Source organism: Xanthomonas sp. NCPPB 1826, from assembly GCF_056725285.1.
Genome location: NZ_CM161521.1, coordinates 833,059 through 845,093 on the forward strand (window position 1 = coordinate 833,059; position 12,035 = coordinate 845,093).

Annotated in this window: 9 protein-coding genes; 7 read left to right on the forward strand and 2 right to left on the reverse strand. The window is 67.8% G+C overall.

Features of this window, described 5'->3' with window-relative positions; all coding sequences use genetic code 11:
• Positions 1-229: 229 nt before the first annotated feature.
• The 6 genes from AC1PLA_RS03590 to hemC all read left to right on the forward strand — a co-directional run bounded on the left by AC1PLA_RS03590 (position 230) and on the right by hemC (position 8,553).
• Positions 230-1,858, forward strand: coding sequence for a M28 family metallopeptidase (locus AC1PLA_RS03590; protein ID WP_481106154.1), 1,629 nt, complete (start codon positions 230-232; stop codon positions 1,856-1,858).
• Between the two features lie 1,067 nt (positions 1,859-2,925).
• Positions 2,926-4,863, forward strand: a complete 1,938-nt coding sequence (mdoH, locus tag AC1PLA_RS03595; RefSeq protein WP_102583374.1) for a glucans biosynthesis glucosyltransferase MdoH — start codon at positions 2,926-2,928, stop codon at positions 4,861-4,863.
• A 173-nt stretch (positions 4,864-5,036) separates the two neighbouring features.
• Complete coding sequence (locus AC1PLA_RS03600) at positions 5,037-5,705, forward strand: alpha/beta hydrolase (protein ID WP_115510393.1); 669 nt, start codon at positions 5,037-5,039, stop codon at positions 5,703-5,705.
• Between the two features lie 4 nt (positions 5,706-5,709).
• Positions 5,710-6,762 (forward strand): sensor histidine kinase, encoded by a 1,053-nt coding sequence (locus tag AC1PLA_RS03605; RefSeq protein ID WP_349781085.1) that lies wholly within the window; start codon positions 5,710-5,712, stop codon positions 6,760-6,762.
• Between the two features lie 32 nt (positions 6,763-6,794).
• Complete coding sequence (locus AC1PLA_RS03610) at positions 6,795-7,526, forward strand: LytR/AlgR family response regulator transcription factor (RefSeq protein ID WP_016903806.1); 732 nt, start codon at positions 6,795-6,797, stop codon at positions 7,524-7,526.
• 112 nt (positions 7,527-7,638) lie between these two features.
• Complete coding sequence (gene hemC, locus AC1PLA_RS03615) at positions 7,639-8,553, forward strand: hydroxymethylbilane synthase (protein ID WP_481105603.1); 915 nt, start codon at positions 7,639-7,641, stop codon at positions 8,551-8,553.
• A gap of 338 nt (positions 8,554-8,891) precedes the next feature.
• Here hemC and AC1PLA_RS03620 read toward each other — a convergent pair whose 3' ends face one another.
• Positions 8,892-9,692: a DUF481 domain-containing protein gene (locus tag AC1PLA_RS03620; protein ID WP_016903804.1), complete on the reverse strand. Its 801-nt coding sequence runs from the start codon at positions 9,690-9,692 to the stop codon at positions 8,892-8,894.
• A 296-nt stretch (positions 9,693-9,988) separates the two neighbouring features.
• Here AC1PLA_RS03620 and AC1PLA_RS03625 point away from each other — a divergent pair, with 296 nt between their 5' ends.
• Positions 9,989-10,954: a helix-turn-helix transcriptional regulator gene (locus tag AC1PLA_RS03625; RefSeq protein ID WP_024940221.1), complete on the forward strand. Its 966-nt coding sequence runs from the start codon at positions 9,989-9,991 to the stop codon at positions 10,952-10,954.
• A gap of 285 nt (positions 10,955-11,239) precedes the next feature.
• Here AC1PLA_RS03625 and AC1PLA_RS03630 read toward each other — a convergent pair whose 3' ends face one another.
• Positions 11,240-11,809, reverse strand: a complete 570-nt coding sequence (locus tag AC1PLA_RS03630) for a lipocalin family protein (protein ID WP_024940222.1) — start codon at positions 11,807-11,809, stop codon at positions 11,240-11,242.
• Positions 11,810-12,035 lie beyond the last annotated feature (226 nt).

Genomic DNA, 12,035 nt, shown 5'->3' on the forward strand with positions numbered 1-12,035 from the left:
ATGGCGTGCCAGGTGGTAGCGCCATGTGCTGCGACGCGCCGCATCGCTAGCTGGCCATATCGATCAATGCTGCGTCGCTGCCGAGGCACGTCGTGCCAGCGCGACGGCATGCATCGCTCGACGCCGTGCACACCCGATCGAACGCCGCAGTGGCTACACTCCAGGGCTGTTCGGATACTACCTGGGTGCTGCAGTGAAGCGAGTTGTTACCAAACGCGTTGCAATGGGAATGCTGGCGATGGCGGTCTCGACCGCACTGATGGCGGCGACGCCGAGCTTCGATGGCGCGCGCATCTCGCGCGACGTCAAGGAGCTGTCCTCCGATGCCTATGAGGGCCGCGGCCCGGCCACTGCCGGCGAGGAAAAGACCATTGCCTACCTGAGCAAGCAGTTCGCCGACGCCGGCCTGCAGCCGGGCGGCGACCTGACCGACGGCAAGCGCGGCTGGACCCAGGCAGTGCCGCTGCGCCGCGCCGATATCGTCGGCACGCCGACCATCGCCCTGCAGCACGCCGGCAAGCCGCAAGCGCTGACCCAGGGCAAGCAGATCGCCATCCGCGCCGCGCTGGACGGATCGTCCAAGGTCGACATCGCCAACGCGCCGCTGGTGTTCGTCGGCTACGGCGTCAAGGCGCCGGAGCGTGACTGGGACGACTTCAAGGGCGTGGACCTGAAGGGCAAGATCGCGGTGGTGCTGATCAACGACCCGGATTTCGAAACCGGCAAGGGCGCCTTTGACGGCGCCGGCATGACCTACTACGGCCGCTGGACCTACAAGTACGAAGAAGGCGCCCGCCAGGGCGCGCTCGGCGTGCTGGTGGTGCACGAAACCGCGCCCGCCTCCTACGGCTGGGACACCGTGGCCAGCTCCAACACCAACACCATGTTCGACGTGGTGCGCGACAACCCGCGTGCCGCGCATCCCACCCTGGAAGGCTGGATCCAGCGCGATCTGGCCGCCGACTTGTTCAAGCAGGCCGGGCTGGATTTCGACGCCTTGAAGAAGCAGGCGCAGACGCGTGGCTTCAAGCCGGTGGAACTCAAGGGCCAGGGGCTGAGCGCCAGCTACCAGGTCAAATCCGACGTGATCACCTCGCACAACGTGGTCGCACGCCTGCAAGGCAGCACGCATCCGGATGAAACGCTGATCTACAGCGCGCATTGGGACCACATCGGCGTCGGCAAGCCGGACGCACGCGGCGACACCATCTTCAACGGCGCGCTGGACAACGCCAGCGGCACCGCTGCCCTGCTGGAGCTGGCGCGCGGCTTTGCCGCCGGCCCCAAGCCGCAGCGCTCGGTGGTGTTCCTGGCGGTCACCGCCGAGGAGAAGGGCTTGCTGGGCTCGGAGTTCTACGCTTCCAAGCCGCTGTATCCGCTGGACACCACGGTGGCGGTGATCAACATGGACGGCATGAGCCCGTTCGTGCCATCGCGCGATTTCGGCATCTACGGCACCGCAAAACTCGAATTGCTCGATCAGCTCAAGACCGTTGCCGGCCAGTGGAAGCTGCGCTACACGCCCGATCCCAAGCCGCAGGCGGGGTACTTCTTCCGCTCGGACCATTTCTCCTTCGCCAAGCGTGGCGTGCCGGCGCTGTCCTACGCGGCCGGGCAGGATTGGGAAGTGGGCGGCGTGGCCGCGGGCAAGGCCGCCTCCGACGACTACACCGCCAAGCGCTATCACCAGCAGGGCGACGAGTGGAAGCCGGACTGGACCTTCGCCGGTGCGGCGCGCGATCTGGGCGTGCTGTACGCGCTGGGCCAGCAGCTGGCCGATTCGCGCCAGTGGCCGAACTGGAGCAACGATTCGGAGTTCCGCGCCACCCGCGACGCCAGCGAAGCTGCGCGCAAGTAACACCGACCGATACGGCGGCAGCGCTTCCGTCAGGCGGCGCTGCTGTTGTTCGATGCGGCATGTGCGCATGCCGCCTCCTGCCTGCAGCCATGTACCCGGTGCTTGCAGGTCTGGTTGGCTAGTTCAAGGCCGAGGCCGCGGGCGTCTGCGCGCGCTTGGATGCCACGCATGCGTCGCTCGCAGAGCGGCTGATAGGAGGGTTGGTCCCTTGGGCCAGTGCTCGCTCACGGGCGAGTGACAAAGGCGCAGAGCAGTTGATCTGCGGCCTGTCTGCGGGCCCTTGCCCGCCCACCATCGCGGGACACGCTGCAAGTACGTCCGTGTAGGCTCTTACGCGGCATCCATGCCGCGTAAGGTCCCGCGACGGTAGGCGGGCAAGGACCATCGGGATGGCCGGTGGGCATGGTGCAAGCAATGCACGATGCATTTAACGACGCGGCTCAACGTCCGATGTCCATCGCTCGACCAACAGCTTTTCACCTGGCCGCCGACCAACTCCCTGGTGCGGTGTTCTTGCGGGCGATTACAGGCGCATACGCAGCCTTCATGCACTGCGCCGACGTGGGTCAGGCCCGACATCGCTTATTCCGATACACCATGACGCGCGGCAGAATGCCTCGGATCCGCTCAGCCCACCGCCGTGATCGCGCGCGCCAACAGGCTGGCGCTGCAACCGATTGCAGGCCCTGGCACATCACTTGCAGTTGTCTGACATGACAGTGCGGTTTGCCGCCCGTGACAGCACGCGCGCCAGACTGCAATCTGTTGGGGTAGCGTTAGGTCGCTGCGGCGTAGTCTGCCGCGCGGTCCTCGTCGGGTGGGGCGGAGACTGCAGCGCGGCCTTCGTTTCCTTTAACGGTCGATTCTTTAAGATGAGCCGCGACGTCATCGTCGCAGCCAGGAGAGCTTGTGCATCGGAGTGGTCTTAGAGCTGCTGATTCTGCGACGTGGTCCCGCACTGCCGGGCTCGCCCGGACTGCGGTGCATGCGGCGACGTCGCCACGCGTAGCGGGGAGGGATCTCCCGCTTCAGCCCACACTGCCGCGATCGTGCGGCGGGCAGCCTTGATGGACGGCACTGTGACTCTTTCCCCCGCACCAACCGATCTTCCCCCCGTTTCCGCCCTCGACGCCGGTCAGCCCACGCTGCCACCGGAAGCGCCGCTGGCCATGCCCGAGCAATCCCTGCGCGAAGGCCGTCTGCAGGTGCCGCATCAGCGCACCGCGCCGGTCGGCATCGGCGTGCGGCGCTTCTATCTGATCGGCGGCACCGTCGCCACCACCGCCGTGGCGGTGTGGGTGATGCTCAGCGTGCTGTGGCCCGATGGCCTCAGCGTGCTGGAAGGCTGCCTGCTCGGCCTGTTCGTGCTGCTGTTTGCCTGGATCGCGATGTCTTTCGCCAGCGCGGTGGCCGGTTTCGTCACCGTGGTGGCGCGCGCCGGACGCAAGCTCGGCATCGACCCGGAAGCGCCGCTGCCGACCCTACACACGCGCACCGCGTTGCTGATGCCCACCTATAACGAAGATCCGCGCCGGCTGCTGGCCGGCCTGCAGGCGATCTACGAATCGGTGGCCGAAACCGGCCAGCTGGAGCATTTCGACTTCTTCGTGCTCAGCGATACCACCCGCGAACACATCGGCCGTGCCGAAGAACTGGTGTACAACGAGCTGTGCGATCGCGTCGACGGACACGGGCGCATCTTCTACCGCCGCCGCGCCGACAATGCCGCGCGCAAGGCCGGCAATGTCGCCGACTGGGTGCGCCGTTTCGGCGGCAACTACCCGCAGATGCTGATCCTGGACGCCGACAGCGTGATGACCGGCGACACCATCGTGCGGCTGGTCGCCGGCATGGAAAACAACCCGGACGTGGGCCTGATCCAGACCCTGCCGGCGGTGGTCAACGGGCAGACGCTGTTCGCCCGCATGCAGCAGTTCGGCGGGCGCGTGTACGGGCCGATCATCGCCTTCGGCGTGGCCTGGTGGCATGGCGCCGAGAGCAACTACTGGGGCCACAACGCCATCATCCGCACCCAGGCCTTCGCCGATCACGCCGGCCTGCCGTCGCTGCGCGGGCGCAAGCCGTTCGGCGGTCATGTGCTCAGCCACGACTTCGTCGAGGCGGCGCTGATGCGGCGTGGCGGCTGGGCCATGCACATGGTGCCCTACCTGCAGGGCAGCTACGAGGAAGGCCCGCCCACGCTGACCGACCTGCTGATCCGCGACCGCCGCTGGTGCCAGGGCAACCTGCAGCATGCCAAGGTGGTCGGCGCCAAGGGCCTGCACTGGATCAGCCGCATGCACATGCTGATCGGCATCGGGCATTACTTCACCGCGCCGATGTGGGGCCTGCTGATGCTGATCGGCATCGGCATTCCGCTGGCCGGCGGCGGGATCGATCTGGCCGGCGACCTGCCGTTCTCGCCCGCCCGTTACTGGCATGGCAGCAGCCAGGGCAACGCGATCTGGATCTTCGTCTGCACCATGTTCGTGCTGCTGGCGCCCAAGCTGCTGGGCTACATCGCACTGCTGCTCAACCCGCGCGAGTTGCGCGCCTGCGGCGGTGCCATCCGCGCGCTGCTGAGCATCCTGCTGGAAACCGTGCTGGCCGCGCTGATGGCGCCGGTGGTGATGTATCTGCAGTCGCGCGGCGTGTTCGAGGTGCTGGCCGGCAAGGATTCGGGTTGGGATGCGCAGGTGCGCGACGACGGCAAGCTGTCGTGGCCGGCGCTGTTGCGCAGCTACGGCGGGCTGACCGTGTTCGGCCTGTTCATGGGCGCGGTGGCCTATACGGTGTCGCCGTCGCTGGCGGCCTGGATGGCGCCGGTGATCGTGGGCATGGCGGTGTCGATCCCGGTGGTGGCATTGACCTCGTTGCGCCGCACCGGCCTGGGGCTGCGCCGCGCCGGCATCTTCTGCATTCCCGAAGAGCTCGATCCGCCCAAGGTGCTGGTGCGTGCAGCCGAGCTGCGCCGCGCCGCCGCGCTGGAGCCGTCGCTGATCTGAGCGTGCGAGCGGCGCATGGCGGGATCGGTGCATGTTGCGACCTCCGCGTCTGTCACGCCAGGCAAAGCGCCCACGACGGGCGCCGAGACCGGTCGACGCATCTGGCTCGACCGGCCCGTGATCGGCCCGGCCGATGGCGACATGCATAATGCCCAGCCCGCAAGCGGAGCTGGATGATGCTGGAAGTGATCGAACGCGAGACCGGACCGAACCCGCAATGGACCGTGCTGTGGCTGCACGGCCTGGGCGCCGATGGCAGCGATTTCGCCCCGATGGTGCCGGAACTGGTGCGCCCGGACTGGCCGGCGCTGCGCTTCGTGTTTCCGCATGCGCCGATCCGCCCGATCACCATCAACAACGGCGTGCGCATGCGCGGCTGGTACGACATCGTCGGCATGGATTTCGCCACGCGTGCCGACAAGGCCGGCATCGCCGAATCGGTGAACCAGGTCGAGGCATTGATCGCCCATGAGCAATCCCGCGGCATCGCCTCCGAGCGCATGCTGCTGGCCGGGTTCTCGCAAGGCGGCGCGGTGACCCTGGCGGTCGGGCTGCAGCGCAGCGTACCGCTGGCCGGGTTGATCGCGCTGTCCACCTATCTGCCCGAGCCGGCGGCGGCCGCCAGCCAGCTGCAGCCGGCCGCTGCCCGCCAACCTGTGTTCATGGCCCACGGCACCGCCGATCCGGTGGTGCCGTTCGGTGCCGGCCAGGCCAGCATGCAGACCTTGCGCACGCTCGGTTTCGAACTGGACTGGCACACCTACCCGATGGGCCATCAGGTCTGCCTGGAAGAGATCGAGGCCTTGCGCACCTGGATGCAGGCGCGCTTTACCGCCGCCTGAGGCCATGGCCCAGCACGTGCCCCAGACCGCCTGGATGCCGGACCTGTGCCGGCTGCCACGGTTGGGCGCCATGCTGGGACTGGCCGAACTGGTGGTGCTGGTGGTGACCCTGGTGCCCGACGCCGGCGCGGCGCGCAGCATCACCCTGTCGCGCTTTGTCTCTGCCAGCGGCCTGGCGCTGTGGCTGGCGCTGGCGGTCAGCGTGCTGCTGTGCGTACTGCGGCCGGCGTTGTCGCGGCTGCCGCCACGGGTGGGCGGGCTGGCCGCGCTGTCGATCGCCGCGGTGGTGGCGATACTCGGTGCCGGAATCGTGCACGCCCTGTATGCGGCGCTCGACCAGGCGCCGCTCGGTCCCCTGGTCGGCTTCTGGCGTTTCACCCTGGGCAGCGCGGCGACGGTGGTGCTGATCACCGCGCTGGCACTGCGCTACTTCTACGTCAGCGACCGCTGGGAAGCGCAGGTGCAGGCCAATGCGCGTGCCCAGGCCGATGCCTTGCAGGCACGCATCCGCCCGCATTTCCTGTTCAACAGCATGAATCTCATCGCCAGCCTGCTGCGCCGCGACCCGGTGGTGGCCGAGCAGGCGGTGCTGGACCTGTCGGATCTGTTCCGCGCCGCGCTCGGTGCCGGCGAAGGCATGTCCAGCTTGCGCGCCGAATGCGAACTGGCCGAACGCTACCTGGCGATCGAATCGCTGCGCCTGGGTGAGCGCCTGCAGGTGCGCTGGCACCGGCAGGAGCCGTTGCCGTGGGAGCTGCCGATGCCGCGCCTGGTGCTGCAGCCGCTGGTGGAAAACGCCGTGCTGCACGGCGTCTCGCGCATGCCCGAGGGCGGCACGCTGTACCTGTCGCTGCGCCAGCGCGGCAACCAGTTGCAGATCCGTATCGTCAATCCGGCCCCGCAGCCGGGCACCCAGTTGCCGCTGGTGGCCGGGGCCGGGCACGCCCAGGCCAGCATCTCGCACCGGCTGGCGTTCCAGTTCGGGGCCGGAGCACGGATGGCGGCCAGCTGGGCCGAGGGCTACTATGCTTGTGAGATCACATTGCCGCTGTCGTGACGGGGGAGTCGCTGCAGCGAAGGGGGATGTCCATGACGGCCACGCAAGTGCGGGTGCTGATCGCCGATGACGAGCCGCTGGCGCGCGAGCGCCTGCGCCTGCTGCTGGGCGAACATCCGCATGTCGAAGTGATCGGCGAGGCCGAAAACGGCCAGCAGGTGCTGCAGCAGTGCCATCACCTGCATCCGGACCTGGTATTGCTGGACATCGCCATGCCCGGCGTCGACGGCCTGGAAACCGCGCGCCTGCTGCGCCAGAGCCAGCCGCAACCGGCGGTGGTGTTCTGCACCGCCTACGACCAACATGCATTGTCGGCCTTCGATGCCGCCGCGCTGGACTACCTGATGAAACCGGTGCGCCCCGAACGCCTGGCCGCCGCGCTGGAAAAGGTGGCCACCTTCCTGGCCGGGCGCGCCCCCAGCGCCACGCCGCCGCCGTTGCGCACGCATCTGTGCGCACGCCTGCGCGGCAGCCTGCGGCTGATCGCCATCGGCGACATCCGCTACCTGCAGGCCGAGGAAAAGTACGTCATCGTCCACCACGCCCGCGGCGAGGACCTGATCGAAGAGTCGCTCAAATCGCTGGAAGACGAATTCGCCGACCGCCTGGTGCGCATCCACCGCAATTGTCTGGTCGCGCGCGCCGAGCTGGTGGAACTGCGCCGCAGCGGCGATGGCCAGGTGCACGCGGTGCTGCGCAACGTGCCGCACCCGCTGGAAGTGAGCCGCCGCTGCGTGGCCAGCCTGCGCGAGCAACTGCGTTAGGGCATGACATGTCACGTGTGGTGAGGCGCGTTGCTCGGTCGCGGCAATGTGCTGCGGGCGCCTGCGTGCGCTCCAGGTAGGAGTTACGCGCCCGGTCCGTGATAATGGCCCGATGACCACGCTCCGCATCGCTACCCGTAAGAGCCCGCTTGCCCTCTGGCAGAGCGAACACGTCGCCGCCGCGCTGCGCCAGCACCACCCCGGGCTGGAGGTCGCGCTGGTGCCGATGAGCACCCGCGGCGACGAGGTGCTGGACCGTTCGCTGGCCGCGATCGGCGGCAAGGGCCTGTTCCTGAAGGAGCTGGAGCTGGCGATGTTGCGCGGCGAGGCCGATTGCGCGGTGCATTCGCTCAAGGATGTGCCGATGGAGCTGGATGCGCCCTTCGTGCTGCCGGCGATCATGGAGCGCGGCGATGCCGCCGATGCAATGGTGTCCAATCTCTATGCCAACCTGCAGGCGCTGCCGTTGGGCGCACGCGTGGGCACCTCCTCCTTGCGGCGTCAGGCGCAGCTGCGCGCGGCCCGCCCGGATCTGGAGTTGATCGACCTGCGCGGCAACGTCAACACCCGCCTGGCCAAACTCGACAACGGCGGTTACGACGCCATTGTGCTGGCCTGCGCCGGCCTGCAGCGGCTGGGCCTAGATGCGCGCATCACCGCGCGTCTGGACGTCCCGGACTGGTTGCCGGCACCGGCCCAGGGTGCGGTGGCGGTGGAATGCCGTGGCGACGATGCGCGCATCCACGGCCTGCTGGCAGTGCTGGACGCCGGCCGCACGCGCGCCTGCGTGGAAGCGGAGCGGGCGATGAATCGCGCGCTGCACGGCAGCTGCCATGTGCCGGTGGCGGCGTTCGCGCGTTGGGAAGGGCAGGGCCTGTTCCTGCAGGGCATGGTCGGCAGCGCCAGCGATGGACGCCTGATCCACGCCGAGGCGCACGGCAGCGCCGACGACACCGAGGCCCTCGGCCGCCTGGTCGCGCAAGGCCTGTTCGACAAGGGCGCCGCGCAACTGCTGGCCGAGCTGTAATGCGCCGCTGCGTCAGCCGGTAACACGACCGGTATCGACGCTGGCGCCCAAGCGCAAGCTCCAGACCTGGCCGCGACGCACGCAATGCCCGCCCCCACGCAACGCCCGCTCTTCGTAGGAGCGGCCCTGGCCGCGAGAGGCGTTATCGGGAAAGCCCCTCGCGGCCAGGTCCGCTCCTACAGATCGCGGTTGCGTATTCGAACGTATGGACAGATTGACCACCACGTCTCGGAAGGCCTGTCCGGCAAGGGTGCGCTCTGCGTAGGAGCGGCCCTGGCCGCGAGGGCTCCACAGGGAACGCCCTTCGCGGCCAGGGCCGCTCCTACATTTGCGGGTGTTTACTTGAACGTATAGACCAGGTTGACCGTGGTCAGGGTGTCGGTCTTCTTGTCGCCGTCGCTGACCTCGCTGTTGTGGCGCATCTGCCAGGCGGCCTTGAGCGCGAAGTGCGAGTTCATGCTGACCTGCACACCGAAATCGTTCTGCGCGTAGGTGTTGTATTCACCCGATTCCACCAGCAGCGTGTTGATCAGGTCGGTGTTGTCGGTGACGGTGTACTTGAGGTCGAACAGCCCGCGCCCGATCAGGCCAGTCTCGTTGCGGTCTTCGTCGCTGTTGTGCGCACGCCGGATACCCGGGCCGATCTGCGCATCCAGGTAGAAGCGCTCGGCATCGATCAGGCGCGTGCCGTAACCGATACCGAAGGTGGCCAGGCGGTCGTAGGTGGCAAAGTCGTCGTGTTCGTAACGGCCGGTGGCGGTGAGCTGGCGGTGTTCGCCCAACTGCAGCGCGCTGCCGGCGCTGCCGGTGTAGCGCTCGGCAGTGGTCTGGCGCTCGCGCGAGGTGCTGCCGTCGTCGTTGGTGTTGGTGTATTCGGAACTGGAGCGCAGCGCGGTGGCATCCAGGCTGTGGATCCAGTCGCCGTCGGTATAGCGCAGGCGGATCCGGCCGTTGAGGCTGTCGGTGGTGCTGTTGCCATGGGCGGCGGCATAGCCGAGCTCGCCACTGCTCCCGCCCCACGGCGACGGCATCACGGCGGCGGCCGGGTCCACCGGGGCCGGTGCGACTGCCTGGGCCCAGACGGTGGGCGTGATCAACAACAGCGGCAGCAGGGCAGACAACGGGGCACGGCGGGACATGGGCGGCTCGCTTTGGAGGACAGAGGGGCGAAAGAGGGTGGAAGCGATTTCATGATAACGGACTGAGCGGCTGCGTCATGAGCAAGTGAACGCCGCGCTTCAGAAGGGGTTCGGGCGTCGGCTCGCGCAACGGCAGCGGATGGCGCGGCTGCGCGCACCGCAACCAGGCCCGGCCCGCGCGCGCTGCAGGCCCGCGGCCCGCCCGCCCGCGCGCAGTGGCGGCGCCGATCCAGGCATGATTGCCGGTGTACAGCGACGCTCACCCTGCCACGCAAAGACTCGGACATAATCGACGCATGGACCGCTACGAACGCATCAACTCCCTGCATCGCTTGCTCAAATCGGCACGCTACCCGGTCACGGTGGCGCGGCTGCAGGATGAGCTGAGCTGTTCCCGCGCAACCGTGTACCGCGACCTGGCGTTTCTGCGCGATGCGCTGATGGCGCCGGTGGAAGGCGACGGCGAATCGGGGTTCCGTTATCTCTCCGGCGAAAGCGACCGCTTCGAACTGCCCGGCCTGTGGCTGAGTTCGGAAGAACTGCACGCGCTGCTGGCCTCCCAGCAACTGCTGGCGCGCACCGGTGGCGGGGTGTTGTCCTCGATGCTGGCGCCGCTGCAGCAACGCATCGAAGGGCTGCTGGCCGCCCAGGCTGGCGTGTCGCAATGGCCGGTGGACCGGGTGCGGGTGATTCCGCACCGCGGCCGCAAGCTGGACGAAGCCAGCTTCCGCACCGTGGCCTCCGGCGTGCTGGAGCGCAAGCAGCTGAGCTTCGACTACCGCGCCCGTTCCACCGACGAATCGACCAAGCGCACTGTGTCCCCGCAGCGCATCACCCACTACCGCGACAACTGGTACCTGGATGCCTGGGACCACGGCCGCGATGGCGTGCGCAGCTTTGCGGTGGACCGCATCAATCACGCACGCCTGCTCGAGAGCGTGCCGCGCGATGTGCCCGACAGCGAGCTGGATGAGCAGCTGGCGGCCAGCTACGGCATTTTTTCCGGCGCGCCCAAGGGCTGGGCGACCATCGTGTTCAGTGCCAAGGCCGCGCGCTGGGTCGCCGACGAGCACTGGCATTCCAAGCAGCAGGGCCGCTTTCTGGCTGATGGTCGTTACGAGCTCAAGGTGCCGTACAGCAACTCGCGCGAACTGCTGATGGACGTGCTGCATTACGGCTCGGACGCGGAGATCGTCGAGCCGGTCTCGCTGCGCGAGCAGGCCAAGGCGCTGCTGTCGCTGGCGTTGAGCAACTACGACTGAGCGTGGCGGGGGCGTGGTGCCTGGAGCAAGCTGTCGTGCGACAGCTGCGTGCGCGTATCCGAAGTAACCGCTAATGCAGCGTAGCGCGCGTCAATGTCGCCAATGGTGGTAACGCGCGTTGCAGCGCAGTTCCTGCTGCAACCGCGCCGGGAGCGTGCAATTGAAGTTGACGTACCAAGGTCGATAGCGACGCATTGCACCGAATCTTATCGACCGTCGTACCAACCAGCTCATGCCTGTATCAACCGAATCCGGCCGGGCAACCGACCGGCCCGCCCGCCAAGCTCAGCGCTTGTTCGGCACTTCAAAGCCCAGGCGGTCCACCTGCTCGCGCAGCTGCGGCACGCGCTTGAGCTTGTCGGTGTAGATGGAATAGTCGTCGCGCATCTTGTCGACCAGCTTGCGGTACTGGTCGCGGCTCATGTCCGGCTTGCGCGCGAAGATCCAGGCCAGGTCGCGACCGGGGTAGGAGATCAGCATCCACGAACCGTCCGGTGCGATTTCCAGGATGCGCTGCTTTGCCGGGATGACCTTGTAGAACCATACCCGCCAGTCGCGGTTGCCGCTCTCGGCATCCACCGAGGCGCGCGCGTTGACCTCTTTCTCCGGCTCGCCGAAGCCCTCGCGGTAGAGATAGCGCACCGCCACCTTGCCGTCCTCGACCAGCGTGTACTCGTCGCGGCTGGTGACGTGGCCGCGCTCGACCGGGTTGGGCATGCGTGCGATCACGTACCAGGTGCCCATGATCTTGGACAGATCGACCGCCGGCTCGCTGGCAGGCGCGTCCTTGGCGGATGCCACGGGCAGGCCGAGGACGAACAGAAAAGCGAGGGCGATCGTAACGGTCAGGCGCATCGCAACATCACAAAGGGGCGGTTGGAGCAGCACACTACCGCATGCAGGGGGCAAGTTCGCGTCAACGGTCGGGTCTGGCGCACGCGGCTGCCTCAAACGTGGCAACCGGGCGCCTGGGTCCGGGCGCGGAATAGGGCGCCATCGGTGGCCTGGCGGTGGTTATCGCGCTGCGGCGCCGGCACCCGGCAAGGCGGTCTCTCCGGTTTTCGCCGCCAGGTCGCAGTCG

What these genes read in the sequence shown, in the direction of transcription:
- AC1PLA_RS03590 (WP_481106154.1), top strand. Translation starts at nt 230, where the DNA reads ATGCTGGCGATGGCGGTCTCGACCGCACTGATGGCGGCGACGCCGAGC.
- mdoH (WP_102583374.1), top strand. Translation starts at nt 2,926, where the DNA reads ATGGACGGCACTGTGACTCTTTCCCCCGCACCAACCGATCTTCCCCCC.
- AC1PLA_RS03600 (WP_115510393.1), top strand. Translation starts at nt 5,037, where the DNA reads ATGATGCTGGAAGTGATCGAACGCGAGACCGGACCGAACCCGCAATGG.
- AC1PLA_RS03605 (WP_349781085.1), top strand. Translation starts at nt 5,710, where the DNA reads ATGGCCCAGCACGTGCCCCAGACCGCCTGGATGCCGGACCTGTGCCGG.
- AC1PLA_RS03610 (WP_016903806.1), top strand. Translation starts at nt 6,795, where the DNA reads ATGACGGCCACGCAAGTGCGGGTGCTGATCGCCGATGACGAGCCGCTG.
- hemC (WP_481105603.1), top strand. Translation starts at nt 7,639, where the DNA reads ATGACCACGCTCCGCATCGCTACCCGTAAGAGCCCGCTTGCCCTCTGG.
- AC1PLA_RS03620 (WP_016903804.1), bottom strand. Translation starts at nt 9,692, where the DNA reads ATGTCCCGCCGTGCCCCGTTGTCTGCCCTGCTGCCGCTGTTGTTGATC.
- AC1PLA_RS03625 (WP_024940221.1), top strand. Translation starts at nt 9,989, where the DNA reads ATGGACCGCTACGAACGCATCAACTCCCTGCATCGCTTGCTCAAATCG.
- AC1PLA_RS03630 (WP_024940222.1), bottom strand. Translation starts at nt 11,809, where the DNA reads ATGCGCCTGACCGTTACGATCGCCCTCGCTTTTCTGTTCGTCCTCGGC.